This window comes from Nocardia glycosmidis, assembly GCF_052545115.1.
On sequence record NZ_JBQWRH010000003.1, the window covers coordinates 370,619 to 394,970 of the forward strand.

The 24,352-nt window shown below is 67.2% G+C and carries 27 protein-coding genes; 15 read left to right on the forward strand and 12 right to left on the reverse strand.

Features of this window, described 5'->3' with window-relative positions:
* Window positions 1–148: 148 nt before the first annotated feature.
* A complete protein-coding gene (locus tag ACT86A_RS05740) occupies window positions 149–1,099 on the reverse strand; it encodes a sulfurtransferase (RefSeq protein ID WP_445090937.1) in 951 nt (316 codons plus the stop codon).
* Window positions 1,100–1,270: 171 nt separating this feature from the next.
* On the opposite strand from ACT86A_RS05740, the gene ACT86A_RS05745 reads away from it, so the two are divergent.
* Entirely contained in the window at window positions 1,271–2,047 is a 777-nt protein-coding gene (locus ACT86A_RS05745; RefSeq protein ID WP_445090938.1) for a helix-turn-helix transcriptional regulator, read from the forward strand.
* Here ACT86A_RS05745 and ACT86A_RS05750 read toward each other — a convergent pair.
* The 3 genes from ACT86A_RS05750 to ACT86A_RS05760 all read right to left on the reverse strand — a co-directional run bounded on the left by ACT86A_RS05750 (window position 1,976) and on the right by ACT86A_RS05760 (window position 4,764).
* The gene (locus ACT86A_RS05750) at window positions 1,976–2,608 is read right to left on the reverse strand and encodes a nucleoside triphosphate pyrophosphatase (protein WP_445090939.1); all 633 of its coding nucleotides are present in this window, start codon (window positions 2,606–2,608) and stop codon (window positions 1,976–1,978) included. The genes ACT86A_RS05745 and ACT86A_RS05750 overlap by 72 nt on opposite strands.
* A complete protein-coding gene (locus ACT86A_RS05755; RefSeq protein WP_445090940.1) occupies window positions 2,605–2,940 on the reverse strand; it encodes an acyl-CoA carboxylase subunit epsilon in 336 nt (111 codons plus the stop codon). The genes ACT86A_RS05750 and ACT86A_RS05755 overlap by 4 nt, the downstream gene beginning before the upstream one ends.
* 183 nt (window positions 2,941–3,123) lie before the next feature.
* Window positions 3,124–4,764, reverse strand: coding sequence for an acyl-CoA carboxylase subunit beta (locus ACT86A_RS05760; protein ID WP_445090941.1), 1,641 nt, complete (start codon window positions 4,762–4,764; stop codon window positions 3,124–3,126).
* A 203-nt stretch (window positions 4,765–4,967) separates the two neighbouring features.
* Between ACT86A_RS05760 and ACT86A_RS05765 the strand changes: the two genes are divergently transcribed.
* Both ACT86A_RS05765 and ACT86A_RS05770 read left to right on the forward strand, forming a co-directional pair.
* Window positions 4,968–5,171: a hypothetical protein gene (locus ACT86A_RS05765; RefSeq protein ID WP_445090942.1), complete on the forward strand. Its 204-nt coding sequence runs from the start codon at window positions 4,968–4,970 to the stop codon at window positions 5,169–5,171.
* 28 nt (window positions 5,172–5,199) lie between these two features.
* Window positions 5,200–6,000 (forward strand): biotin--[acetyl-CoA-carboxylase] ligase, encoded by an 801-nt coding sequence (locus tag ACT86A_RS05770; RefSeq protein ID WP_445090943.1) that lies wholly within the window; start codon window positions 5,200–5,202, stop codon window positions 5,998–6,000.
* 93 nt (window positions 6,001–6,093) lie between these two features.
* On the opposite strand, the gene ACT86A_RS05775 is transcribed toward ACT86A_RS05770, so the two are convergent.
* Complete coding sequence (locus ACT86A_RS05775; protein WP_445090944.1) at window positions 6,094–7,047, reverse strand: acyl-ACP desaturase; 954 nt, start codon at window positions 7,045–7,047, stop codon at window positions 6,094–6,096.
* A 189-nt stretch (window positions 7,048–7,236) separates the two neighbouring features.
* On the opposite strand from ACT86A_RS05775, the gene ACT86A_RS05780 reads away from it, so the two are divergent.
* The 3 genes from ACT86A_RS05780 to ACT86A_RS05790 are packed head-to-tail and all read left to right on the forward strand — an operon-like array spanning window position 7,237 to window position 9,786.
* Window positions 7,237–7,782: a PH domain-containing protein gene (locus ACT86A_RS05780; RefSeq protein ID WP_445090945.1), complete on the forward strand. Its 546-nt coding sequence runs from the start codon at window positions 7,237–7,239 to the stop codon at window positions 7,780–7,782.
* Between the two features lie 17 nt (window positions 7,783–7,799).
* Window positions 7,800–8,477: a response regulator transcription factor gene (locus tag ACT86A_RS05785; protein WP_445090946.1), complete on the forward strand. Its 678-nt coding sequence runs from the start codon at window positions 7,800–7,802 to the stop codon at window positions 8,475–8,477.
* A gap of 1 nt (window position 8,478) precedes the next feature.
* Window positions 8,479–9,786 carry a sensor histidine kinase gene (locus ACT86A_RS05790; RefSeq protein WP_445090947.1) on the forward strand — a complete coding sequence of 436 codons (1,308 nt, stop codon included), beginning with the start codon at window positions 8,479–8,481 and terminating at the stop codon, window positions 9,784–9,786.
* Between the two features lies 1 nt (window position 9,787).
* Here ACT86A_RS05790 and ACT86A_RS05795 read toward each other — a convergent pair whose 3' ends face one another.
* Window positions 9,788–10,327, reverse strand: a complete 540-nt coding sequence (locus tag ACT86A_RS05795; protein ID WP_445090948.1) for a GtrA family protein — start codon at window positions 10,325–10,327, stop codon at window positions 9,788–9,790.
* A gap of 39 nt (window positions 10,328–10,366) precedes the next feature.
* Between ACT86A_RS05795 and ACT86A_RS05800 the strand changes: the two genes are divergently transcribed.
* The 4 genes from ACT86A_RS05800 (at window position 10,367) to ACT86A_RS05815 (ending at window position 14,151) form a co-directional block, all read left to right on the forward strand.
* On the forward strand, window positions 10,367–11,587 hold the full coding sequence (locus ACT86A_RS05800; RefSeq protein ID WP_445090949.1) for a 5-(carboxyamino)imidazole ribonucleotide synthase: 1,221 nt from the start codon (window positions 10,367–10,369) through the stop codon (window positions 11,585–11,587).
* Window positions 11,580–12,095, forward strand: coding sequence for a 5-(carboxyamino)imidazole ribonucleotide mutase (purE, locus tag ACT86A_RS05805; RefSeq protein WP_445090950.1), 516 nt, complete (start codon window positions 11,580–11,582; stop codon window positions 12,093–12,095). The genes ACT86A_RS05800 and purE overlap by 8 nt, the downstream gene beginning before the upstream one ends.
* Before the next feature lie 53 nt (window positions 12,096–12,148).
* Window positions 12,149–12,835, forward strand: coding sequence for a TetR family transcriptional regulator (locus tag ACT86A_RS05810; protein WP_445090951.1), 687 nt, complete (start codon window positions 12,149–12,151; stop codon window positions 12,833–12,835).
* Window positions 12,836–12,990: 155 nt separating this feature from the next.
* Complete coding sequence (locus ACT86A_RS05815; protein WP_445090952.1) at window positions 12,991–14,151, forward strand: acyl-CoA dehydrogenase; 1,161 nt, start codon at window positions 12,991–12,993, stop codon at window positions 14,149–14,151.
* A 144-nt stretch (window positions 14,152–14,295) separates the two neighbouring features.
* Here the strand turns inward: ACT86A_RS05815 and ACT86A_RS05820 are convergent, their stop codons facing one another.
* Together ACT86A_RS05820 and ACT86A_RS05825 are read right to left on the reverse strand one after the other, a co-directional pair.
* Window positions 14,296–14,580, reverse strand: coding sequence for a GNAT family N-acetyltransferase (locus ACT86A_RS05820; RefSeq protein ID WP_445090953.1), 285 nt, complete (start codon window positions 14,578–14,580; stop codon window positions 14,296–14,298).
* Window positions 14,581–14,626: 46 nt separating this feature from the next.
* Window positions 14,627–15,985, reverse strand: coding sequence for an FAD-binding oxidoreductase (locus ACT86A_RS05825; protein WP_445090954.1), 1,359 nt, complete (start codon window positions 15,983–15,985; stop codon window positions 14,627–14,629).
* Window positions 15,986–16,120: 135 nt separating this feature from the next.
* Between ACT86A_RS05825 and ACT86A_RS05830 the strand changes: the two genes are divergently transcribed.
* Window positions 16,121–16,630: a GtrA family protein gene (locus tag ACT86A_RS05830; protein WP_445090955.1), complete on the forward strand. Its 510-nt coding sequence runs from the start codon at window positions 16,121–16,123 to the stop codon at window positions 16,628–16,630.
* 57 nt (window positions 16,631–16,687) lie between these two features.
* Here ACT86A_RS05830 and ACT86A_RS05835 read toward each other — a convergent pair whose 3' ends face one another.
* Genes ACT86A_RS05835 through ACT86A_RS05845 form a run of 3 tightly spaced genes read right to left on the reverse strand, consistent with a single transcriptional unit; the run spans window position 16,688 to window position 18,642 of the window.
* On the reverse strand, window positions 16,688–17,341 hold the full coding sequence (locus tag ACT86A_RS05835) for a Type 1 glutamine amidotransferase-like domain-containing protein (RefSeq protein ID WP_445090956.1): 654 nt from the start codon (window positions 17,339–17,341) through the stop codon (window positions 16,688–16,690).
* A 6-nt stretch (window positions 17,342–17,347) separates the two neighbouring features.
* The gene (locus tag ACT86A_RS05840) at window positions 17,348–18,184 is read right to left on the reverse strand and encodes a maleylpyruvate isomerase family mycothiol-dependent enzyme (RefSeq protein WP_445090957.1); all 837 of its coding nucleotides are present in this window, start codon (window positions 18,182–18,184) and stop codon (window positions 17,348–17,350) included.
* A complete protein-coding gene (locus ACT86A_RS05845) occupies window positions 18,181–18,642 on the reverse strand; it encodes an HIT family protein (protein ID WP_445090958.1) in 462 nt (153 codons plus the stop codon). Before ACT86A_RS05845 ends, ACT86A_RS05840 begins: the two co-directional genes overlap by 4 nt.
* 398 nt (window positions 18,643–19,040) lie before the next feature.
* Here ACT86A_RS05845 and ACT86A_RS05850 point away from each other — a divergent pair, with 398 nt between their 5' ends.
* From ACT86A_RS05850 to ACT86A_RS05860, 3 genes are read left to right on the forward strand one after another with little or no spacing between them, the layout of a single operon-like run.
* Window positions 19,041–20,264, forward strand: a complete 1,224-nt coding sequence (locus tag ACT86A_RS05850; protein ID WP_445090959.1) for a Re/Si-specific NAD(P)(+) transhydrogenase subunit alpha — start codon at window positions 19,041–19,043, stop codon at window positions 20,262–20,264.
* On the forward strand, window positions 20,264–20,581 hold the full coding sequence (locus ACT86A_RS05855) for an NAD(P) transhydrogenase subunit alpha part 2 (RefSeq protein WP_445090960.1): 318 nt from the start codon (window positions 20,264–20,266) through the stop codon (window positions 20,579–20,581). Before ACT86A_RS05850 ends, ACT86A_RS05855 begins: the two co-directional genes overlap by 1 nt.
* The gene (locus tag ACT86A_RS05860; RefSeq protein WP_445090985.1) at window positions 20,581–22,014 is read left to right on the forward strand and encodes an NAD(P)(+) transhydrogenase (Re/Si-specific) subunit beta; all 1,434 of its coding nucleotides are present in this window, start codon (window positions 20,581–20,583) and stop codon (window positions 22,012–22,014) included. Before ACT86A_RS05855 ends, ACT86A_RS05860 begins: the two co-directional genes overlap by 1 nt.
* Before the next feature lie 126 nt (window positions 22,015–22,140).
* Here the strand turns inward: ACT86A_RS05860 and ACT86A_RS05865 are convergent, their stop codons facing one another.
* Window positions 22,141–23,541: an MFS transporter gene (locus ACT86A_RS05865; protein ID WP_445090961.1), complete on the reverse strand. Its 1,401-nt coding sequence runs from the start codon at window positions 23,539–23,541 to the stop codon at window positions 22,141–22,143.
* A 287-nt stretch (window positions 23,542–23,828) separates the two neighbouring features.
* On the opposite strand from ACT86A_RS05865, the gene ACT86A_RS05870 reads away from it, so the two are divergent.
* On the forward strand, window positions 23,829–24,263 hold the full coding sequence (locus ACT86A_RS05870; protein WP_445090962.1) for an acyl-CoA thioesterase: 435 nt from the start codon (window positions 23,829–23,831) through the stop codon (window positions 24,261–24,263).
* Window positions 24,264–24,352: the final 89 nt, after the last annotated feature.

The window sequence follows — 24,352 nt, forward strand, 5'->3', positions numbered from 1 at the left end:
CTGTATGCATTCTCTGGTCGCTTCGCCGGGGATGTGGCCGCTGCGCAGGCTCCGCTCCCGTCATCGACAACTTACGTCTCGGGCGAGTGTAGGCAGTCTGCCAACAGACGCCGAACTCGGCCAGCCCTACTGCATAGTAGGTCGAGGATCACAACGGTATGCGGTCCATCGCAGGGACCGTACCCCGCCCTGCGGGTGCGCCGCGCACGGCGCTCGCGGGAATGTCGCCGGGTTCATCCCCCTTGGCGATCGGCATCCGCACCGAGTTTCCCCACTCGGTCCACGAGCCGTCGTAGTTGCGAACGCGGTCGTAGCCGAGCAGGTAGGTCAGCACGAACCAGGTGTGGCTGGATCGGACGCCGACGCGGCTGTAGACGATCAGGTCGTCCCGGCCCGGCAACGCGCGATACACCTCGTCGAGTTCAGCGCGCGAGCGGAACCGCCCGTCGGAGGTGAGCGCCGCGGTCCACGGGATGTTCGACGCGGTGGGAATGTGGCCGCCGCGCAGCGCCACGTCTTGCGGATCGTCCGGCTTCGGGCTGAGCGCGCCGCGGTACTCGTCGGGTAACCGCACGTCGACCAAGGGTCTGCCCAGATGGGCCAGCACGTCCTCGCGGAAGGCGCGGGCGCTGCCGTCGTCGCGGCGCGTGCTCGGATAATCGCTGGGCGCGCAGGAGGCGCGGGTGAAGGTCGTGTCGCGTGCCTCGGCGATCCACGCCGCGCGCCCACCGTCGAGCAACCGCACATCCTCATGTCCGAACAGGGTGAATACCCACGCCGTGTGGGCCGCCTGCGCGTTGCCCTGATCCCCGTAGATCACCACAGTGTCATCACGTTTCACGCCTTTGGCGCGCATCAGCTCGGTGAAACGGTTTCCGTCGATATAGTCGCGCGTGACCGGATCGTTCAGATCGCGTCGCCAATCCAGTTTGGTGGCGCCCGGAACGTGCCCGATGTCATAGAGCAGCGTGTCCTCGTCGGCCTCGATGATTGTGAGTCCCTTGGCGCCTATGTTTGCCGACAGCCACTCGGTGGTTACTAGTCGGTGAGAGTGTGCGAAGGAATCGAACGAGGGATGAGGATCCGGGGCGAGGGGCACGGTATGGGTCCTTCGAACACGTGGGTAGGGCGGTGGTGGCAGCGATTGAAAGGTCTCACAGTGATCGTAGGTGTGAGACGACAGTGGCTCTCGTTTCAGATCACAAATCGGATGAGGGGCGAATAAATGGCACCTGGATCCGATAAAGTCTCCCGCGAGGAGGGGTGAGCTATGTCCGATTCTTGGCCGCGGCGGCGACTGCTCGCGATCCTGCGTGGCGCCGACGAACCGCTCGACGCCCAGGAACTGGCCAAGATCACCGGGCAGCACGTCACCACGGTCCGGTTCCATCTGGACGTGCTCACCAGGGAATCCCTCGTCCGGCAATTCCAGCAGCCGCCGCGGGGTCGCGGGCGTCCGCGGATCGGCTACAGCGCGGTACAGCGATCGGTCGGCTACCAGGACTTGGCGCAGGTGCTGGCCGACCAGCTGGGGGCCGATCCGCGGCACAGATCGGAAGCCGCCATCGCGGCGGGCCGCGCCTGGGGGGCCAAGCTCGACATCGGTGAGCATCGGGTCCAATCGCTGGAAGACGCCAAGGACGTCACCATGATGCTGATGTCGGAGCTGGGCTTCGCGCCGGAACGCGACCCGTCCTCGGAGACCGGCGACAAGGTGCTGATCCGGTTGACGGCATGTCCGCTACGCGAACTCGCGCGGACGCACTCCGAGGTGGTCTGTGGTGTACACCTGGGTCTGCTCGAAAAGGTGCTCGCCCGGGGCGGCGCATGCGACGAGATGGATGTCAGGTTGCATCCGTTCGTCGAACCCGAGTTGTGCGTGGCACGACTGGAGTTGATCAGCGCGGCACGCGAAAAAACCCAGGGCGCGGCCACGGTTCCCCCTGGCGGTGACGCGGAGGCGTTTACCACGCCGTCAGGCCGTGTGGCCCCACAGCTGCGTAACGCTGATCCCAACGTCGCCAAGCAGTCGGCGCAGCAGTGGTAGCCCGATCCCGATGACGCTGGAAGGGTCGCCGTCGATGCGGTCGACGAACCAGCCGCCGAGTCCGTCGAGGGTGAACGCGCCCGCCACCTCGAGTGGCTCGCCGGTGGCGATGTAGGCGTCCAGCTCATCCGGCTCCGGCTTGGCGAAATGCACGGTGGTGCTGCTGCAGTCGACCGCTTCGGCGGTGACCTGACCATCCTGTAGCCGCAGGACGCAGTGGCCGGTCACGAGGTCGGCGCTGCGGCCGGCCATGGCGCCCCAGCGGGCGCGGGCGATCTCGGGGGTGTGTGGTTTGCCCTGGAGCTCGCCGTCGACGAGCAGCATCGAATCACACGCCACCACAACACTGTCGGCGGCGAACTCGGGAATGTCGGCCGCCACGGCGGCCGCTTTGGCCCGCGCGAGTTCCACCACGACCACCTGGGGTGGCGTGTCCGCGGGGAGGGCGGCGGCGATCGCGTCCTCGTCCACGGCGGACACGCGGACGATCGGGTCGATGCCCGCGGTACGGAGGACCGCCCGGCGGGCAGGGGACGCCGAAGCGAGAATCAGATGAGTCACCCGCGCAGGTGGGGCAGCTGCGCGAAGGCGTACGGCGAGAACGGTGATGGGCCACGGTGCGTGAGCGCCGGGCGCCCCCACATGTCCGGCGGACCGGACTGGCCCGCGGGTTCGGCCTCGCTCGCGATGGCGGACAGCACGCATACCAGCGCGGCGAGTTCCTCGTCGGTGGGCGAGCCCTTCACGACACGGAAGAACGGCTCGGCGGTGGCTTCGGCAGATGGCGAGGCGGCGTCCGGGTCGGCGGCCGCACCGACCTCGTCCGCGAGCGGGTCGACCGCGAGATCCAGTTCGACGGCGCTCAACACATCTTCTTCTGCCACGGTCGTCACGGTGCCGGGTCCTCTCTTCGCGTCGATCGGGATTCGCCTCGATCGGGACCGGCTTCGATCGGGACGATCTCCTGATCGGGCTGTTCCCATTTTCCGACTGTTCACGGATGAAACAATCATCCTCGAATTCACTGATGCCGTCTCGGCAACCCGCATGCGCGGCCTACCGAGGGTATCGCCCGATCACAGCGGAATGTTGCCGTGCTTCTTCGGCGGAAGGGTCACCATCTTGCGCTCGAGCAGTCGCAGCGCGGACACGATCTGACCACGGGTGTGCGACGGCGGGATGACCGCGTCGACGTAGCCGCGCTCGGCCGCGACGTAGGGGTTCACGAGGGTGTCCTCGTACTCGTTCTGCAGCTCGAGCCGCAGCGCATCGACATCCGCGCCGTCCTTGGCGGCCTGCTGCAGCTGCTTGCGGTAGACGAATCCGACGGCGCCGGAAGCGCCCATGACGGCGATCTGCGCGGTCGGCCAGGCGAGGTTCACGTCGGCGCCCATGTGCTTGGAACCCATCACGTCGTAGGCGCCGCCGTAGGCCTTGCGGGTGATGATCGTGATTTTGCCCACAGTGGCCTCGCCGTAGGCGTAGAGGAGCTTCGCGCCGCGCCGGATGATGCCGTTGTACTCCTGGCCCGTGCCGGGCAGGAAGCCGGGAACGTCGACCAGGGTGATGATCGGGATGTTGAACGCGTCGCAGGTGCGCACGAACCGCGCGGCCTTCTCTGAAGCGTCGATGTCCAGGCAGCCCGCGAACTGGGTGGGCTGGTTGGCCACGATGCCGACGCTGCGGCCGTCGATCCGGCCGAAACCGACGATGATGTTCATCGCGCGCTCGGCCTGCACCTCGAGGAATTCGTCGTCGTCGAGCAGACGGCGGATGACCTCGTGCATGTCGTAGGGCTGGTTCGGCGAATCCGGGATGATCGTGTCCAGCTCGAGATCCTCGTCGGTGAGCGAGTCCTCGATCGCGCCGGTGATCGGGTCGGTGGCCGGGAACTGCGGCGCGGCGGCGCGGTTGTTGCTCGGCAGGTAGGACAGCAGATCCTTGACGTAATCCAGTGCGTCCTGTTCGCCCGAGGCGACGTAATGCGCCACGCCGGACTTCACCATGTGCGTGTGCGCGCCGCCCAGGTCCTCCATGGTGACGTCCTCGCCGGTGACCGTCTTGATCACGTCCGGCCCGGTGACGAACATCTGGCTGGTGCCGTCGACCATCACCACGAAGTCGGTCAGCGCCGGGGAGTACACGTGACCGCCCGCGGCCGGGCCCATGATCAGCGAGATCTGCGGGATCACGCCGGAGGCCTGGATATTGCGGTGGAAGATCTCGCCGTAGAGGCCGAGCGAGACCACCCCCTCCTGGATGCGGGCGCCCGCGCCCTCGTTGATGCCGATCAGCGGGCGGCCGGTCTTCAGCGCCAGGTCCATCACCTTGACGATCTTCTCGCCGTAGACCTCGCCCAGACTGCCGCCGAACACCGTCACGTCCTGGCTGAAGATGCACACGTCGCGGCCGTCGATGGTGCCGTAGCCGGTCACCACGCCGTCGCCGAGCGGACGGTTGTGCTCCAAGCCGAAGTTCACGCTGCGGTGGCGGGCCAGCGCGTCGAGTTCGACGAAGGACCCCTCGTCCAGCAGGGCGAGGATGCGCTCGCGGGCGGTCATCTTGCCCTTCGCGTGCACCTTGTCGACCGCGGCCGCACCCATCGGGTGCTGGGCCTCTTCCAGCCGATTCCGCAGGTCAGCCAGCTTCCCGGCGGTGGTGTGGATATCGGGGGAGTCCGCGGGACCTGACGCGGGCTGCTGCTGGACACTCGTCATGGCTCCGGAGTGTAACCAGTGGCAATGCTTGCCTCTAACCGAGTCCGCACTACCAGCGAGTAGAAAACCGCAGCTAGATCAGGTTTCCGAACCGAAGTTCCTGGTCGTTCGCGGGTCGGTCAGGCGGAAAACGAGTGTCGCTGTGGGGCGATGTCCCGATAACCTGTGAGCCTGGTGATTTCGAGCTCGGGGAGGAGCCCGACATGTGGGGTTGGAGCAGAACAGTCGCCGAATACGCCGCCGCGGCCGCGTGGACCTACCGGCAGACCGTCGAGAACGAGCCGAAGTACGGGGAGCCCGAGTGCTGTAGCGAGACCACCGACGATGAAGGGTCGGTGGAAGGTGACGGCGACGTCCGCGGCGCGGTGCGTGATCCGATCCTCGGCGACTACGACCTGGCCGGGTAGCTCGTCGCCCGACGGGTAACCTGCCGGTATGCAGAGGCCACCGTTGGACGCGGAGCAATTACGGCGCAACATCATCGAGTCGCCCGAGCTGTCGTTCTACTCGCAGATCGACGTCGTGGAATCGACCGGGTCCACGAACACGGACCTGATCGCGCGCGCGGCCGAGCCGGGTGCCGACCATGCCGTGCTTCTCGCGGAGGCTCAACAGGAGGGACGCGGCCGGCACGCGCGGACCTGGGTCAGCCCACCACGGGCGCAGATCTCGATGTCGCTGTTGGTGCGGTTGGACGGCATCGACCCGGCCACCCTCGGCTGGTTGTCCCTGCTGACCGGGGTGGCCGTGGTCGACGCGCTGCGGACCACAGCGGGCGTGGCCGCCGAGCTCAAATGGCCCAACGATGTGCTCATCGATGGCCGCAAAGTCGCGGGCATCCTGGCCGAGGTCGCCTCCGGCGCCGGAGCGCCTGCGGTGGTGATCGGAGTCGGTCTCAATGTGAGCCTCACCGAGGCGGAACTGCCCGTGCCGCAGGCCACCTCGCTCGTCCTGGCAGGGGCGGAACAGACCGATCGCACGGAGCTCGTGCGCTCGCTGCTGACCGAGTTCGCGCGACGTTTCACCGCCTGGCGCGACGACGACTGGGCGACCGGCCGGCTGGCCGCCGCCTACCGGGAGCGGTGCGCGACGATCGGCGCCCAGGTTCGTGCCGAACTGCCCGGCGGCCGGACGCTCACCGGAGTCGCCGACGGCATCGACGATTCCGGACGCTTGCTCATCGGCGGTGCGGCGGTGTCCGCGGCCGATGTCACCCACCTGCGCGCGGAGCTTTGACCAGCGAGATAGCAAGCGGCTTTGCGCCTCTTCCGGTATTCCGGCCGGATCTGGTTGGGGGCGTGAAATTCTCGTTCAGGCCCATGGTGGGAGTCAAACCTGTCGGGCGATGCCACGGGCGGCATCGCGGGCGAGCGCGCGATCGCGCTGCTCCTCGAACTGGATCACTTTCTTGCCGAGCTTGTCCAGGAACGCGCCGAGTTCCTCGCGGGCTTGCTCGCCGCGCGGCCCGAAATCGGAGCGGTCGAAGATGTTCCACTGCTTGAGCACCGGCTGGAGCACCTCCTCGAGGTGCTGGCGAAGGTCGTAGATGCCGTGTTTGGCCATCAATACGCCGTAGCGCCGGAAGTTGGGCATCCCGGCGCCGGGCATCAGGAAATTCGTCGCGATCCTGGTGATCATGGGCATCGCCTGGTCGGGTACCAGGTCGAGTGCCGCACCGCAGAGGGTGCGGTAGAAGATCATGTGCAGGTTCTCGTCCGCGGCGATGCGTTGCAGCATCCGATCCGCGACGGCGTCATTACACGCCTTGCCCGTATTGCGATGCGACACACGGGTCGCCAGCTCCTGAAACGTGACGTAGGCGACGCTCGACAGGAATCCGCCCCAGCCCTCCGGCGATTGAACGCCGTTGGCCATGTGGATCATCCTGGCTTCTTCCAGGGCGACCGGATCGACGCCACGGGTGACGACCAGGTAGTCGCGCATCGCGATGCCGTGGCGGTTCTCCTCCGCGGTCCAGCGGTCCACCCAGCTACCCCAGGCGCCGTCTTCGGAGAAGCTCTGCGCGATCTCGCGGTGGTAGGACGGGAGGTTGTCCTCGGTGAGCAGATTGGTGATCATGGCGACCCGGGCCACCTCACTCAGCTTCGACTGCTCCGGATCCCAGTCCACGCCGCCCAGTGCGGCGAAATTGCGGCCCTGCGTCCACGGCACGTAGTCGTGCGGATTCCAGTCCTTGGCCATGGACAGGTGTCGATTGAGATTCTGTTCGGCCACCGGTTCGAGTTCGGTCAGGATCTCCAGCGAAGTCAGGTCCTTGGTCACGCATTCCTCCACGGTCGGAATTCGGCGATGTGGGCAACCCAGCGTTGTGCGGTGCACTTCGGGACAGAGCCAGATCGAGCGGGAGAGCAACTGCGTGGAGGAAATCGTCACACGCAGGCTGACGATTGTCCGGCATGACGCGCTGCGGTGTGCGCCTTTCCGGTATTCGCACCCGGTAGGGTGCGTGGTATGGGTTATCCGGAGGATGTCCTGGCGCCCGACGAACAGCTGGTGCTTCATCGTCATCCGCATTGGAAGATGCTCTTCTGGCCGATCGTGACGTTGATCGTCGCCACCGCGCTCGCCGGTTTCGCGGCGGGACTCATCTCGCGCAAAGCCGAGGGGACCACGCGCTCGGCCTTGCTGATCACGGTGCTCGTGGTGTACGTGGCGATTCTCCTCTGGCGCTGTGTCGCACCGGTAATCACTTGGAAGTCGACGCATTTCATCGTCACCGACCGCAGGGTGCTGGTGCGCCAGGGCGTGCTGACCCACAGCGGTATCGACATCCCGATGAGCCGCATCTCCAGTGTTCAGTTCCGGCACGGGCTGTTCGATCGGTTGCTCGGCACCGGAACGCTCATCATCGAGTCGTCCTCCTCGGAGCCGTTGGAGTACGACGACATCCCGTCCGTCCAGCAGGTGCATTCGCTGCTGTATCACCAGGTGTTCGAGGTCGAACGCCAGCACCACGGGCGTGATGAGCGCTGGGACGATCGCCGTAGCGTCCGGTGAGCCCGTAACCTGGGCGTATGACCGCCGTACTGCTGGCCGAGGACGACGATGCCATCGCCGCTCCGCTGTCGCGCGCGCTCGGCCGCGAGGGTTATTCGGTGACTGTCGAGAGTTTCGGTCCCGCCGTATTGCAGCGGGCGCTGGAAGGCAGCCATGATCTGCTCATTCTCGACCTCGGCCTGCCCGGGATGGACGGGCTGGAGGTGTGTCGCCAGGTGCGTGCCCGCGGCGCGGATCTGGCCGTGCTGATGCTCACCGCGCGCACCGACGAGGTGGACTTCGTCGTCGGCTTGGACGCGGGCGCCGACGACTACGTCGGCAAGCCGTTCCGGCTCGCCGAACTGCTCGCCCGGGTGCGCGCGTTGTTGCGGCGCAGCGGGATCGGCGACGACACGGTGGAGGTCGGCGGTATCCGGCTGGAGCCCGCGGCGCGGCGCGTGCTGGTCAACGGGGTCGAAATCGGTTTGGCCAATAAGGAATACGAGCTGCTCAAGGTGCTGATCGATCGGGCGGGCCAGGTGGTGCCGCGGGAGATCATCTTGCGTGAGGTGTGGGGTGATGCCGAGCTGCGCGGTTCCAAGACCTTGGATATGCACATGTCCTGGCTGCGCCGCAAGATCGGCGACGAGGGACCGATGGCCGAACGGCGCATCGTCACCGTCCGCGGTGTCGGATTCCGGCTGAACACCGACTGATATGCGCCGGCGGATTCTGCGTTCGATGCTCACTGTGCTGACGCTCACCACGGTGGTGCTCGGTGTGCCGCTGATCTACACGGCGTGGCTGTGGGTGGAGGACATCACTCGCAACGATCTGCAGAGCCGGCTGAACCGGATCGCCGCGGAGATCATCGCGCAGGAGCACGACGGCGGTATGGTCGTCGGCGAACTGGACGTCCGGTCGGTGGCGCCGCTGGTGCCCGAGCACGGCCGGCTCACCATCGTCTACCCCTCGTCGCGGGACAACGCCTTGCGGCGCGACATCGGGGTGGACCGAGTCCCGGACCCACTGGTCGAGTCACTGTCGATGGGCACCTCCGGGTCACTGCGCCTCGAGGTGCCCTCCGCGCCGATGCACGCCATGCAGCGCCAAGCGGTGGCGGTGGTGGCGCTCGCGGTGCTCGCCTCGCTGGGCGCGGCCGTGTCGGTGGCGGTGGTCACCGCCCGGCGGGTGGCCGATCCACTGCGCGATGTCGCGGCGCGCGCCGCGCGGCTGGCGATGGGCGATTTCCGGCCCGATCCGCGCAGGCACGGCATCGCCGAACTGGATCGGGTTTCCGACGTGCTCGACTCCGCGACCGTCGAGATCGCCGGACGGCTACAGCGCGAACACGCCCTGGTCGCCGATGTCTCGCATCAGTTGCGCAGCAGGCTGACCGCCGTGCGGTTGCGCCTCGACGAGCTGTCCGCGCATGCCGATCCCGAGGTGGTGCACGAGGCCGAGGAAGCGATGGCCCAGGTGGACCGGCTCACCGAAGCGATCGACGATCTGGTGCGCGCGTCCCGCGACGAGGACGCGGCCGACCGCGATCCGGTGCCGGTGATGGACGAACTGCGCGGCGTGGTCGCCGAATGGACCCACCCGTTCGCTGAGTCGGGCCGGGCCCTGATGCTGACCGGTGACGAATCGCTGTGCGCCCCGATCACGGGCTCGCGGTTGCGCGAGGCGGTCGCGGTGCTCGTGGACAACGCGCTCATGCACGGCGGCGGGACCTGCACGGTGTCGGTGCGTTCGGTGCGGCCGGGGGCCGAGCGCGAGCCACTGGTGTGTGTCGAGGTCGCCGACGAGGGCCACGGTGTGCGCGACGAACTCGCCCCGCACATCTTCGACCGGGGATTCTCCGCGGGCGGCTCGACCGGTGTGGGTCTGGCACTGGCGCGGGCGCTGGTCGAGGCGGACGGCGGGCGGCTGGAATTGCAGCGGCGCAGGCCCGCGCTGTTCGCGGTATTCCTCGGGTTGTCGAAGGTGCGTCCGCCCAACTCGGCGGTGCCCGAGCCGCGGTGACTCAGCTGCGGCCGAGTTCTTCTTCCACGAGATCCACGAACTCTGCTTCGAGTTCGCTCATTTCGTCCGGGAAGACCCAGCGGCGCATCGCCCAGAACCGGAAAGCCATCTGCAGCAGATTGCCGATGATGAAGGCGCTGATGAAGTCGGCGATGTTCTCCACCGTGAAGCTGACGTTGGGCTGGCGCAGGTCGAAGACGTAGCTGGAGATCCACAGCGGCGTGAACGCGAGGACGACACCGACGCCGCTGACGCCGAAGAACAGCAGCGCTTCGTGATGGCGCTCGCGACCGCCCCGGTTCTTGAACGACCATTCCCGATTGAGGATGTAGGAGGCGATCACGGCGAAGACGCCCGAGATGATCTTGGCGGTCACCGGCTTCTCCGCCAGGACCGTCCACTTCAGCACGTAGAAGATGCCGCTATCGATGATGAACGTGGTCGCGCCGACGATCGCGAACTTGATCAATTCCCGATGCCGGTACGCGACATCTTGCAGCGGCTTGGGCAGGACGCTGACCACGTCGTCGACGAATGACACAAGACCGGAGTGTACCGGTCCCGATCATTCGCGCCGGACATGACAATATGTTCCGATGTGAGTGCTCGTTCCTTCGACCCATCGGCTATGCCCACTGTCACCATGATCGGCGGTGGGCAGCTCGCGCGCATGACCCACCAGGCCGCGATCGCGCTGGGCCAGCGGCTGCGCGTGCTCGCCGAGAACCCCGAGGACCCGGCCGCGCAGGTCAGCCCGGAGGTGGTGCTGGGCAGCCACACCGATCTGACTGCGCTGCGTAAGGCCGCGGTCGGCTCGCACGCGTTGACCTTCGACCATGAGCATGTGCCGACCGAGCATTTGGAAGCGCTGGTCGCCGAGGGTGTCAACGTGCAGCCGCCGCCGAGCGCGCTGGTCTACGCGCAGGACAAACTGGCCATGCGCACCAAGCTGAGCGAGCTCGGGTTGCCGGTGCCCGCGTTCACGCCGGTGACCTCGGCGGCCGACGCGGTACGGTTCGGTCAGGAACACGACTGGCGGATCGTGCTGAAGGCGGTGCGCGGCGGTTACGACGGTCGCGGGGTGTGGATGCCCGATTCCGCCGACGGGGCCGAGGCGATCGCCCGCGACCAGCTCGCACACGGCGTCCAGTTGCTCGCGGAGGCGAAGATCGACCTGAAGCGGGAGCTGTCGGCGATGGTGGCGCGTTCGCCGTTCGGGCAGGCCGCGACCTGGCCGGTCGTGGAGACCGTGCAGCGCAACGGACAGTGTGCGGTGGTGATCGCGCCCGCCGCCGACCTGCCGGAGGATACGGCCACCGCCGCGGAGACCATGGCGCTGAATCTCGCCGAAGAACTCGATGTCGTCGGTGTGATGGCGGTGGAGCTGTTCGAGACCGCCGGCGGTGAGCTGGTGGTGAACGAACTGGCCATGCGACCGCACAATTCCGGGCATTGGGGCATGGACGGCGCCCGCACCGGCCAGTTCGAGCAGCATCTGCGCGCCGTGCTCGACTACCCCCTCGGCGACACCGCCGCGCTGGCGCCGGTCACGGTGATGGCCAACATTCTCGGCGCGGCACAGGCCCCGGCCATGTCGATGGACGAGCGGCTACACCACCTGTTCGCCAGGATGCCCGAGGCGAAGGTGCATTTGTACGGCAAGAGCGAGCGTCCCGATCGCAAGATCGGGCATGTCAACATCCTCGGCGACGACGTGGCCGAGGTTCGGGAGAAGGCCGAGCGGGCGGCGTACTGGATGTCGCACGCGGTATGGACCGACGGATGGGATTCGCATGAGTGAAGCAGAGGCTGTGACCCCGTCGGTCGGCCTGATCATGGGCAGCGACTCCGACTGGCCCACCATGGAGGCAGCGGCGGAAGCGTTGGCGGAGTTCGGGATTCGCTTCGAAGTGGGTGTCTTCTCGGCGCACCGCACCCCGCAGCGGATGCTCGACTACGCGCGCGAGGCCGCGGGCCGTGGTCTGAAGGTGATCATCGCGGGCGCGGGCGGTGCGGCGCACCTCCCCGGCATGGTCGCCTCGGCCACCCCGCTGCCGGTGATCGGCGTGCCGGTCCCGTTGAAGTACCTCGACGGCATGGACTCGCTGCTGTCCATCGTGCAGATGCCCGCGGGCGTTCCCGTCGCCACCGTCTCCATCGGCGGCGCCCGCAACGCGGGCCTGCTGGCCGCCCGCATCCTCGGCGCGTACGACCCGGCCCTGCGCACCAGCATGGAACGGTTCCAGGCCGGGCTGGAACAGATGGTCTTGGAAAAGGACGACGCGCTGCGCACCAAGCTCTTGGGCTGAGCTGCTTTCACCATGTGGAGTCTGCGCAGACGGCCCTGGCTTACGGTGAGTCCGTGACTACTGGCGATATCGCTCGTCCACGGGGCGGCGACGACACCGCGAACTTTCGGCTCACCGTGGTGGATCAGGCGTTGCGGTTGTTCGCCGAGAAGGGGTACGAGGCGACGACGGTGGACGAGATCGCGGAGGCGGCCGGGATCTCGCGGCGCACGTTCTTCCGGCAGTTCCGGTCGAAAGAGGATGTGATCTTCGCCGATCACGAGTCGCAGTTGGCGCAGGCGGCCGAGTACCTGTCCGCGTCGCGGGAGGACCCGTGGGAGGCGGTGTGCGCGGCGGCGGTTCAGGTGTTCGAGCGATTCACGCAGTGGCGCGAGATCGCGGCGCGGCGGTATCAGGTGGTGCGGAGAGTGTCCGCGCTGCGTGAGCGGGAGATCGTCACGGTGTTCCGCTACGAGCGATTGTTCACCGAGTATCTGCGCGAGCGGCTGCCCGAGGTCCCGGATCTGGCCCGGGTGCAATTCGCCGCTGCTGTGACGGCGACGCACAATTACCTGCTGCGCCGGATGGTGCGCGGTGAGTCGGAGGCGGGCGCCGCGGATCTGCGGGCGGAATTGGCCGCGATCGCACGCGGTGCCGAGCGCACGGCGAACGCCGATGAACTGGTCCTCGCGGTGTTTCCCCGCGACGCGTCGCCCCGGCAGGTCGCCGATCTGCTCCTGCGAAAGCTCGGTACCCTGTGACGCATCCCGGGATGCGACCAATCTGACACTGAGTGCCACGATAAAACCGCTTTTTATCCCCCGCGATTTGGCTATACTCTCAACTATGTGGCACTGAGTGCCGAATGCTGGCCAGACGGACACCAGCAATCATCAGACGACCAGGAGTGCGCGCGATGGCGGGAAACCCCGATTTCGGCCTGTTCAAGCTCGAGGATTTCCACGACGAGCTGCGCGCGGCGATCCGTGCGCTCGCGGAGAAGGAGATCGCTCCGCACGCCAAGGGCGTCGACGGCGACTCCCGGTTCCCGCAAGAGGCGCTGACCGCGCTCAACGCCTCCGGCTTCAATGCCGTCCACGTGCCCGAGGTGTACGGCGGTCAAGGCGCCGACTCGGTGGCCACGTGCATCGTGATCGAAGAGGTCGCCCGGGTTTGCGGCTCGTCGTCGCTGATCCCCGCGGTCAACAAGCTCGGCACCATGGGCCTGATCCTGAACGGCTCCGAAGAGCTGAAGAAGAAGGTGCTCCCCGACATCGTCAACGGCGCGATGGCCTCCTACGCGCTGTCCGAGCGCGAGGCCGGCTCCGACGCCGCCGGCATGCGCACCCGGGCCAAGCGGGACGGCGACGACTGGATCATCAACGGCTCCAAGTGCTGGATCACCAACGGCGGCAAGTCCTCCTGGTACACCGTCATGGCGGTCACCGACGCGGACAAAGGCGCCAACGGCATCTCGGCCTTCCTGGTGCACTCCGACGACGAAGGCTTCGTGGTCGGCCCGCTGGAGCACAAGCTCGGCATCAAGGGCTCGCCCACCGCGGAGCTGTACTTCGAGAACTGCCGCGTGCCGGGCGACCGCATCGTCGGCGAGCCGGGTACCGGTTTCAAGACCGCGCTGCAGACCCTCGACCACACCCGCCCGACCATCGGCGCGCAGGCCGTCGGCCTCGCCCAGGGCGCCCTGGACGCGGCCATCGCCTACACCAAGGACCGCAAGCAGTTCGGCAAGTCGATCGCCGACTTCCAGAACACCCAGTTCATGCTCGCCGACATGGCGATGAAGATCGAGGCCGCCCGCCTCATGGTCTACACCTCCGCCGCCCGCGCCGAGCGCGGCGAGCGGAACCTCGGCTTCATCTCCGCCGCCGCCAAGTGCTTCGCCTCCGACGTCGCCATGGAAGTCACCACCAACGCCGTCCAGCTCTTCGGCGGCGCCGGCTACACCACCGACTTCCCGGTGGAGCGCATGATGCGCGACGCCAAGATCACCCAGATCTACGAGGGCACCAACCAGATCCAGCGCCTGGTCATGTCCCGCGCGCTGCTCAAGGGGTAATTCTCAGGATCACGGCGTTCGGATGGCGGCCTGGATTTACGCTCAGACCGCCGTCAGACCGTCCAGGCGTCCGAACCCGTCATCGATGGCCTGTCCCTACCCCGATCGGTAACCGGCGTCTCAGGCCGTCGCCAGGCCGTTCGGTCAGGCGAGGAGGTCGGCGTATTCGCGGTGTTCGGCGAGGTACTTCTCGACGTACCAGCAGGTGGGGATGATGGAGTAGCCGGCTTTGCGGGAGTCGTCCAGGGCGTAGGCGACGATCTGGGCGGCGATGCCGTGGCCGCGGAATTCGGGGAAGGTCAGGGTGTGCTGGAAGTCGCGGACCTTGGTGTCGGTGTTTTCGGCGTAGTCGAGGTAGCCGGCGAGGGTGTCGTCGAGGTAGATCTCGAAACGGGTGTCGGTGACGTTGTGTTCGAGCCTGGTCGTCATGATCGGGTAGAACTCCTTGGCGGTGGCGAAATGTTTCCGTCGGGGTTTACAGCATCGTGCCGGGGTTGAGGATGCCGTTCGGGTCGAGTGCGTCCTTGATGCGCCGGGTCAGGGCCATGACGTCGGGGCCGAGTTGGTCGGGCAGCCAGGCCTTCTTCAACCGGCCGACGCCGTGCTCACCGGTGATGGTGCCGCCGAGCGCGATCGCCAGGTCCATGATCTCGCCGAAGGCGCGGTGCGCTCGGGCGCTCTGGTCGGCGTCGGACGGATCGTGCACGATCAGCGGATGGGTGTTGCCATCGCCTGCGTGCGCGACCACCGACACCGTGACCGCATGGCGTTCGGCGATCGCGGCGACGCCGGTGACCAGGTCGCCGAGCCGTGGTAGCGGTACGCCGACGTCTTCGAGCAGCAAGGAACCGAGTTTCTCCATGGCGTGAATCGCGAAACGTCGTGCGGCGGTGAAGGCTTCGCCTTCCTCGGGGTCATCGGTATGGAAAACCTCTGTCGCGCCTGCCTTCTCGCAGACCGCCGACATGATTTCGGCTTCGCGCCGGGCGTATTCGCCGGGGGCGTCCGATCGCGCTATCAACAGCGCGGCCGCGGAACGGTCCAGGCCCATCCGCAACTCGTCCTCCACGGCGTTGATCGACACCGAGTCCATGAACTCGAGCATCGACGGCCGCAGTTCACCGGTGATCGTCAAGATCGCCTCGGTGGCCGCGGTGAGCGTGCCGAAGCTCGCGACGATCGTGCTCTGCGGCGGTTGCGCGGGCAGCAGCCGCAAGGTCAGCTCGGTGATCACCCCGAGCGTGCCCTCGCTGCCGACGAACAGCTTGGTCAGCGACAATCCCGCGGTGTCCTTCAACCGCGGACCGCCGAGCCGCACTATCGTGCCGTCGGCGAGCACCACTTCCATACCGAGGACGTAATCGCTGGTGACACCGTACTTCACGCAGCACAGCCCGCCGGCGTTGGTCGCGGCGTTGCCGCCGATCGAGCAGATCTCGAACGACGACGGATCAGGTGGGTACCACAGGCCGTGTTCGGCGACCGCGCGCTTGAGTTCGGCGTTGAGCAGACCGGGCTGCACCACCGCGGTCCGCGTCACCGGATCGACCGTGATCGCGCGCATCCGCTCGGTGCTCAGCACGATGGCCCCGTCGACGGCTGTCGCGCCACCGGACAGGCCGGACCCCGCACCGCGCGGAATCACCGGGACCCGGCGGGAGGTGGCCCACCGCAGCGTTGCGGCGACGTCTTCGGTGCTGACGGCGCGAACCACGGCCAACGCCGTGCCCGCGTCCGGGTCACGCGCCCAGTCCTGTTGGTAGCTCGCGAGCAGGTCGGCGTCGGTGAGCACCGCCCCATTGGGCAGGCAGCTGATCAGGTCTTCCAGGTCCACACCTTCACGCTAGCTTCTGGTGCCCGATTTCGGCTGATCGGGCGGCTGGTGCGCGGGAACCGGTGCAGCCGCCGAGCTACCGGCTGGTCTCCGGCCGCTCATCTGACGGACACCTATCGCTGGCACGCTGGTCGCGTGCACGAGCTATCCGAGACCGCCGACACCATCGCCGATCGGTTCACCCACTGGTGCGAGGCTGTGGTGCACCGATTGCCGTTCGGCCTCGATCGCCTGATCCCCGCGACCTTCCTGGGCTTCGCGCTGATCAATAGCTTCACCTTCGGCGTCGACCTGGCGCTGCTCACTTTCTTCCACGGTTGGTGGGGTCTGCCGGTCTGGCTGTCGGTGACGGTGGCGTATGTGTGCGCGTTCGGGCTCAGCTTCGTGCTCAACCGCACTTTCAATTTCCATTCGCACGCGCCGGTCGGCAGGCAGGCCGCGGTGTACGTCGTGGTGGTCGTCATCAACTATCTGGCGTTCATCCTCGGCGTCGGCAGCGGGCTGACCGCGCTCGGTCTGGAATACCATCTGTCCCGGCTGCTGGCCGGCGGCTGCGAGGCCGTCTACATGTACAGCGCGATGCGCTGGGTGGTCTTCCGCCGCGTGAGCGAGCCGCAACCGCAACTGACGTCCGATCCGACCTGAGCGCGCACGGTAGCGCCGCTGGGCAAGGTTGCTCGGCAGCGCGGCGATTCGGTCCGATCAGGTCGTTTCCGAGCTGATCAGCTCCTCGACGCGCACGCCGTCGACGACGATCACGTCGTCGTCGGTGAGCGCCCAGTGGTCGACGCCTTCGGCCCGGTAGCGAGCGGAGAGCCGGTTGCACTCGCCCGAAGGGTCGGTCGCGGAGTCGATGTGCGGCACGATCGGGCGATCGACCAAACCCAGCCCGTCCCAGCGTGGTTCGATGCCGCAGGCGGGCTCGACCTCGGCGGGGTCGTCGAGTGACTCGAGGCCGTGCAGGTCCGGTGTGAGTACACAGGCGCCCGCGCTGTAGCCGGCGTAGACCAGTGCGTCTTCGGCAAGCAGCCGGGTCAGGGCCAGATCCGCTCCACTGCGAGCGAATTGGGTTCGCAGCACGAAGGTGTTTCCGCCGCGAACCCACACGAGGGGAAACTCGGCGAGGCGGCGTTCGAGTTCCGCGCTGCGGCCGACGAAATCGCGCAGATCGATCTCCTCGGGCGCATAGCCGAGCTTGCGCAGCGGCGCCAGGTCGCTAGTGACCGCGGCCGATCGGATGTCGGGCCAAGCGTCGCAAGCGTTTCCGATGACCGCGACCGGGCCGGGTGCGCCGGCCAGCGCGACGAGCCGGTCATGGTGCGCCCCGAAACGGTAGCTGGACAGGAACAGTCGCACGGCGGGTCAGATGGTGAAGGCCAGCCGGCGAACCAGGCGTCGCCCGAGGTCGGCATCGCCGTCGATGGTGATTTCATCGAGGTGTTCGTCGGCTTTCGTCCGGCCGCCGCCGAGACGGACGAACAGCCCTGAGCCCATGCCGATCTCGACCGAGGCGGATCGGTCGAATGCGTCCACATAGCTCGCCCGGTCCGCCACCTGGATACGCAGTGTCCTGGCCAGCGGACCGGTCAGGGTGAACGCGATGCACGCGCCGTCGGGCGCCTCGCCCCGCTTGGCAACCACGCGCGGGATACTACGCGCGAACTCGATGAACGCCAGTTCGCCGCGCGGCCCGCCCTCCTCGACCCGGACGCCGAGTGCGTCGGCGATGTCGAGTTCGTGCATCCAGCAGTCGAATAACCGCACTCGCATGAACCGGCCATAGCTGATCCGACCGATCGGCGACGCGGTCTCCGCCGCCCACTCGGCCTCGCCCATGGCCGCGAGCGCGACGCGCCTGCGGTAGATGACGTCGCGGTAGAGTTCGAGCAGCCGGGCGCCGGACAGCGGACGCAGCCGGTCCACCCAGATCTCGTTGAACACCGCGGTCTCGTTGCGCACATAGGCAAGCGTGCGTACGTCGGTCTCGATTCTGGTCGGGTCATGCGGGGGTGGTTGGTCGCCGAGCAGCATGGATTCGGTACCGATGACGTGGGCGACGATGTCGAACACGGTCCAGCCCGGCAGCGCCGAGGAAGTGCGCCAGCCATTCTCGTCCAGTGCGGCGACCAGGGCTTCGATCGCGTCCCATTGCTGCGACAACAGGTCGATCTGCGTGGAGCGGTCCAGCGTCTCGATCATCCGTCGACGTGCTTTCCCGGGCTTTTGCCCGCCTCGTCCACTGCCGCGATGCCCTCGCGTATGGCGGCGGCGGTCGAGACCGGATCGTGGGGCCGCCGCAGCAGAAAACCCTTGGCGAGCCGGAGCATGTCACGGTGCTGACGGGGGACCACGTGCAGGTGAACGTGCGGGACCGTCTGATTTGCGGCGGCGCCGTCATTGAGTACCAGGTTGGCGCCGTCCGCGGCGAGACTGCTGCGGCGGATGGCCAGCGCGAGCCGATGCCCGGCCCGGAAGAGTTGCGCGCCGAGTTCGGCATCGAGTTCCGCCAGCTCGGCGGCGTGCCGCTTGGGGATCACGAGCGTGTGCCCGCGGGCGATCGGACGGATGTCGAGGAACGCGCACAGCGTGTCGTCCTCGTATACCTTGGCCGCCGGTGCCTCGCCTGCCGCGATGCGACAGAATACGCAGTCGTTCACACGCTGGACCCTACGGCGTACCGGCCGAGTGGGACACCCCTCGCCGATCGAGCATGATGCACGTCACTTTCCGCCGATAGCCGATGCTCTGACCTGTGCGCGAACCCTGGGCATGGAGGGAACTTCTCCGTACGGGTTGCCGCATGCACCTGGTGCGACCACGATCACACTGCGATAGGGAAAACGGGCAGACGGTTCGGCAGTCGGGGCTCGCTCCGCGACGGCCGGCTGTTCCGGGCGTAGTGGCACGATCCGACCGGCAGGTGTGACGGGCATCTCAGCTACGCTCGGCGCGAGCCGGATACAGTTGCGAGGATCTGGGCGAACTTACTCAAGAGTAACATCGCTCGGTCGTCTACCAGTTGCCTGAAGCTCGGTACGAGAAGGAAGTCTGACAAGTGGAGACAACGCAGAGCGTAGGCGATCCATCGCCACGCGGCGCGCGGGTCGGAGTCGTCCGCGAATCCGCCGCCGGCGAGCGCCGTGTCGCATTGGTGCCGAAGATCATTCCGAGCCTGACCAAGCAGGGTGTGGAGGTTGTCGTCGAGTCCGGTGCCGGACTCGGCGCGCTGATTCCCGACAGCGCCTACGAGGAGGCGGGTGCGTCGATCGGAGATCCGTGGTCGGCGGATGTGGTCGTGAAGGTGGCCCCGCCCGGTGACGACGAGGTCGCGAAGCTGTCGTCGGGGCAGACGTTGATCGGGTTCCTCGCGCCGCGCAACGCCGAGAATCAGATCGGCGCGTTGCGGGCCGCGGGTGTGCAGGCCTTCGCGGTAGAGGCGATTCCGCGGATTTCCCGAGCACAGGTAATGGACGCGCTGTCCTCGCAAGCGAACGTGTCCGGGTACAAGGCCGTGCTGCTGGCCGCCTCGGAGTCGACGCGCTTCTTCCCGATGCTCACCACCGCGGCCGGCACCGTGAAACCGGCGACCGTGCTGGTGCTCGGCGTCGGCGTGGCCGGGTTGCAGGCGCTGGCTACCGCCAAGCGGCTCGGTGGGCGCACCACCGGGTACGACGTGCGGCCGGAGGTGGCCGATCAGGTGCGTTCGGTGGGTGCGCAGTGGCTGGATCTGGGTATCGATGCCGCGGGTGAAGGCGGATACGCGCGCGAGCTGACCGAGGAGGAGAAGGCCATCCAGCAGCAACGGCTCGAGGATGCGATCAAGGGCTTCGACGTGGTGATCACCACCGCGTTGGTACCCGGCCGTCCCGCACCGCGGTTGGTGACCGCCGGGGCGGTGCAGGGGATGAAGCCGGGCAGCGTGATCGTGGACCTGGCCGGCGAGACCGGCGGCAACTGTGAGCTGACCGAGCCGGGTCAGACCGTGGTCAAGCACGAGGTGACCATCGCCTCGCCGTTGAACCTGCCCGCCACGATGCCCGAGCACGCCAGCGAGCTGTATGCCAAGAACATCGCGGCGCTGCTGGAGTTGATGCTGGTCGACGGCAAGCTCGCACCGGACTTCAGTGATCAGGTGCTCGCCGATTCCTGCGTCACCCGGGGGGCGACCGCCACGACCGAATCAGCTGAATCGGTCGAGACGGCGGCCGCGGCCGAGGCAGAGCAGAACGAGGCAGAGAAGTCCGGGGCAGAGCAGGGCGAAGCGAAGGTGGAGAGCTGATGTACACCGAACTGTTGGCGAATATCGCGATCCTGGTGCTGTCCGGGTTCGTGGGTTTCGCCGTGATCTCCAAAGTCCCGAACACACTGCATACGCCGTTGATGTCGGGCACCAACGCGATCCACGGCATTGTCGTGCTCGGCGCGCTCGTCACGCTGGGCAACGTGTCGGATCCGTCGATCCTGACGCAGATGATCCTGTTCGTGGCGGTGGTATTCGGAACTTTGAACGTCATCGGTGGCTTCGTGGTCACCGACCGCATGCTGGGCATGTTCAAGAGCAAGAAGCCCGCTGCCGCCGAGAAGACGGGTGCGTGATGCATACCTTCGACAATGTGACCTATCTGGTCAACGGCCTCTACATCCTGTCGTTCGCGCTCTTCATCTACGGCCTGATGGGTTTGACCGGCCCGAAGACCGCGGTGCGCGGCAATCTGATCGCCGCGGTCGGCATGGCGATCGCGGTCGGGGCGACGCTCATCTCGATCCGGCACACCGGTAACTGGATTCTGATCATCGCCGCTCTGGTGGTCGGTGTCGTGCTCGGCGTGCCGCCGGCGAAATACACGAAGATGACCGCGATGCCGCAGCTGGTGGCGGCGTTCAACGGCGTCGGTGGTGGCACGGTCGCGCTGATCGCGTGGTCGGAATTCATCAATTCCCAGGGTTTCTCGCATTTCGACGAGGAGCCCACCGTGCACATCGTGATCGGTTCGCTGTTCGCGGCGATCATCGGTTCGGTGTCGTTCTGGGGTTCGTTGATCGCGTTCGGCAAGCTGCAGGAGATCCTGCCCGGGCGTCCGATCGGGATCGGCAAACTGCAGCAACCGCTGAACCTGCTGCTGCTGCTCGGTGCGATCGCCTCGGCGGTGGTGATCGGTATCGGCGCCACCGGTGCCGGGGTCTCGCAGCTGTGGATGATCGCGGTGCTGGTTCTGGCCGGTGTGCTCGGCTTGATGGTCGTGCTGCCGATCGGCGGCGCGGACATGCCCGTGGTCATCTCGCTGCTCAATGCGCTGACCGGATTGTCGGCCGCGGCAGCGGGTTTGGCGTTGAACAATACCGCGATGATCGTGGCGGGCATGATCGTCGGCGCGTCCGGCACCATCCTGACCAACCTGATGGCCAAGGCGATGAACCGGTCCATTCCGGCCATCGTCGCGGGCGGTTTCGGTGGTGGCGGCGCGGCTGTCGGCGGCGGTGATGCTGGGGAGAACAAGCAGGCCAAAGCCACCTCCGCGGCCGACGCCGCGATCCAGATGGCCTATGCCAACCAGGTGATCGTGGTCCCCGGATACGGCATGGCCGTCGCCCAGGCCCAGCATGCGGTCAAGGAAATGGCCGAGTTGCTGGAGAAGAAGGGTGTGGAGGTCAAATACGCCATCCACCCGGTCGCCGGTCGGATGCCCGGCCATATGAACGTGTTGCTGGCCGAGGCCGAGGTCTCCTATGACGCGCTCAAGGAAATGGACGAGATCAACGGCGAGTTCAACCGCACCGACGTCGCGTTGGTGATCGGCGCCAACGACGTCACCAACCCCGCCGCCCGCGAGGACGCCGCCAGCCCGATCTACGGCATGCCGGTGCTCAACGTCGACCAGGCCAGGTCGGTGATCGTGCTCAAGCGCTCGATGAACTCCGGCTTCGCCGGCATCGACAACCCGCTGTTCTACGCCGACCACACCTCGATGCTGTTCGGCGACGCGAAGAAGTCCGTCGGAGCAGTCACCGAAGAACTGAAGGCGCTCTAGGCCGGAGGTCTCGCCCCGAACGCCCCTGCGCCGACCGATCGGCGCAGGGGCGTTCCTCGCTCATTCAAGGTGACCACACGGTGTCTCGCGCGATGCCGGTCGGGCTCTTTCGGTATCGAAATACGCTCAGCGCAGGGGGTTTCGCGTCGGTGCCACGACGCTCGCGTATCGGCAGCACAGCAGCATGGCCACCAGGGGCACCACCATGGCCGCCGTCAGCGGGATGACGGCGGTGAGCCAGCCGATCACCGTGGGTCCGGCGAGCAGTCCCAGATAACCGACGCTGAATACGCGGGACATGTCGGTGGCAGCGGTGTCCGATCCCAGATTGCCTGCCGCGGTGAAGATTTGCGGGATGCCGCCGGAAAGCCCGAGCCCGGCCATAGCCCAGCCCAGCAGCGAGAGCGGAATCCATGGCGACACGATGATCACGGCCGATCCGATAGCCGCGATCAACGCGCCGTAGCGAACCACCGCCACCCGGCCGAACATCTGGCTGACCCGGTCGGTGCCGAAGCGTCCGACCGTCATCGTGGTGGAGAAGGCGCCGAATGCGAGCGCCGCTGTCGCCTCGTCGGCACCGAGATGCTCGCGCATCTGCAACGTGCTCCAGTCTGCGGCCACGCCTTCGGCGAGCAGCAGTGCGAACGCGATCATGGCCAGCGCCACAACTTTTCGGCCGTGATCGCGGCCGTCGGCACCGGCGGTGCGGAGGGCGGTTTCCGCCGTTTGCCGGCCGGGCTCGTCCAGCGGTGGCACGGCCGACGCGGTGTGGGACCCGACCGGTGGCGGGTTGTGTTCGGGACGGACATCGAGTACGGCCCGCTCCAGCTCGAGTGTGGTCGTGTCGTGCCGGCCGAGGGCTTGGTTCGGGAGTGCGGCGCCGCCCTCGGTCGGGTGCGCGGCCGGGCCGGGAAGGGGTGGCTGCTCTGCTGTCCGGGTGTCGAGCGCCGTCTCGCCCAGCAGCCGTGGGACCACAGTGACGGTCAGGGCGACGCAGCCCAGCGCGGCCAACGCCAGAGTCACGCGCACATCCCAACCCGCTCGCAACGTCGCGGCGCCCACCAGCGAGCCGAGCAGGCCGCCGCCCGAGAACAAGGCGTGGAACGCCGCCATGATCGGACGCCGATAGGCCCGCTCCACATGCACCGCTTGGGTATTCATCGACACGTCCAGCGCGCCGTTGCCGAACCCGAAACAGGTCAGCGCGAGGGCCAGGCTGACAGGTCCGGTGGCGAGGCCGGGCCCGAGTACCGCCACCGAGGCGACGCACGCGGCCGTGCCGACCAGCGCTCTGCTGCCGAAACGGTCGGCCAGCGGACCAGCCAGGCGCATACCGGCGATGCCCGCGCCGGCCATCAGCAGGATGAACATCCCCAGCGTCGGTTTCTCGACCCCCGTCCGCTCGATGACGACCGGGATGTGCACCACCCACATGGCGAACAGGAACCCGTTCAACGCGAAGACCGTGAACACCGCGGCGCGTGCGATGCGGATCGGACGCTCGACCATCGGGCTCGACACCATGCCGACGGTACCGAGAAATGCTTCGATCTGCCCAGCTCGCCCGCGGACCGGATCCAGGGCGCCGTTGACCTGGCGGTGCTTCCGTGCGTGGCGCTCGACGTTGCGCGCCGCGTCCGCGGGCGAGCTTGCTCATAAAGTCAACGCCGCGTCACGGCGGCACATTCCAGCCGTGATCGCCGCTTACCCGGCCGCCATCGAGGGGGCGCCGGCCGGCTGAGCGGCGCGTTCGAGCGTCACTTCGGTGTCTCCCCGCGCGATCACCGCCGAGGCGCAACGGTCACTGAGCTATGGTCGGCCAGGTGACGCAGCAGTATCCGGTGCTCTGGCCGGTCCCCACCCGGTGGGCGGACAACGACCACTACGGGCATGTCAACAACGTGACGTACTACTCGTACTTCGACACCGCGGTCAACGCCTGGTTGATGCACGCCACTGGGACCGACATCCGTACGCTGCCCGCGCTCGGCGTGGTCGCGCAGACCTCCTGCCAGTATCTCGGTTCGCTCAGCTTCCCCGACCAATTGCAGGTCGGCTTGCGCATCTCGCGGCTCGGCCGCCGCAGCATCACCTACGATCTGGCCATCTTCCGCGAGGCCGCCGACGGTCTGGATCTGGCCGCGACCGGCACCTTCGTGCACGTCTACGTGGACGCGCAGACGCGAAAGGCGGTGGAGATCCCGGACGTCATTCGCGCTGCCGCGACGGCACTGACCACGGACTGACGGCCCGGATCGGCAGGATGCCGCCGCGACGATGTGGACGCGCGGATGCGAAAGCCGGTGGAGAGCCCGGACGTCACTCGCGCTGCCGC

Bases quoted from the DNA above. Each gene is read 5' to 3' on its own strand.
- ACT86A_RS05840 (WP_445090957.1), bottom strand. From the start codon at position 18,184: ATGATCGAGACGCTGGACCGCTCCACGCAGATCGACCTGTTGTCGCAG.
- ACT86A_RS05820 (WP_445090953.1), bottom strand. From the start codon at position 14,580: ATGACGACCAGGCTCGAACACAACGTCACCGACACCCGTTTCGAGATC.
- ACT86A_RS05815 (WP_445090952.1), top strand. From the start codon at position 12,991: ATGGCGGGAAACCCCGATTTCGGCCTGTTCAAGCTCGAGGATTTCCAC.
- ACT86A_RS05865 (WP_445090961.1), bottom strand. From the start codon at position 23,541: ATGGTGTCGAGCCCGATGGTCGAGCGTCCGATCCGCATCGCACGCGCC.
- ACT86A_RS05800 (WP_445090949.1), top strand. From the start codon at position 10,367: ATGACAATATGTTCCGATGTGAGTGCTCGTTCCTTCGACCCATCGGCT.
- ACT86A_RS05770 (WP_445090943.1), top strand. From the start codon at position 5,200: ATGCAGAGGCCACCGTTGGACGCGGAGCAATTACGGCGCAACATCATC.
- ACT86A_RS05780 (WP_445090945.1), top strand. From the start codon at position 7,237: ATGGGTTATCCGGAGGATGTCCTGGCGCCCGACGAACAGCTGGTGCTT.
- ACT86A_RS05760 (WP_445090941.1), bottom strand. From the start codon at position 4,764: ATGACGAGTGTCCAGCAGCAGCCCGCGTCAGGTCCCGCGGACTCCCCC.
- ACT86A_RS05860 (WP_445090985.1), top strand. From the start codon at position 20,581: ATGCATACCTTCGACAATGTGACCTATCTGGTCAACGGCCTCTACATC.
- ACT86A_RS05765 (WP_445090942.1), top strand. From the start codon at position 4,968: ATGTGGGGTTGGAGCAGAACAGTCGCCGAATACGCCGCCGCGGCCGCG.
- ACT86A_RS05790 (WP_445090947.1), top strand. From the start codon at position 8,479: ATGCGCCGGCGGATTCTGCGTTCGATGCTCACTGTGCTGACGCTCACC.
- ACT86A_RS05870 (WP_445090962.1), top strand. From the start codon at position 23,829: ATGGTCGGCCAGGTGACGCAGCAGTATCCGGTGCTCTGGCCGGTCCCC.
- ACT86A_RS05745 (WP_445090938.1), top strand. From the start codon at position 1,271: ATGTCCGATTCTTGGCCGCGGCGGCGACTGCTCGCGATCCTGCGTGGC.
- ACT86A_RS05785 (WP_445090946.1), top strand. From the start codon at position 7,800: ATGACCGCCGTACTGCTGGCCGAGGACGACGATGCCATCGCCGCTCCG.
- purE (WP_445090950.1), top strand. From the start codon at position 11,580: ATGAGTGAAGCAGAGGCTGTGACCCCGTCGGTCGGCCTGATCATGGGC.
- ACT86A_RS05855 (WP_445090960.1), top strand. From the start codon at position 20,264: ATGTACACCGAACTGTTGGCGAATATCGCGATCCTGGTGCTGTCCGGG.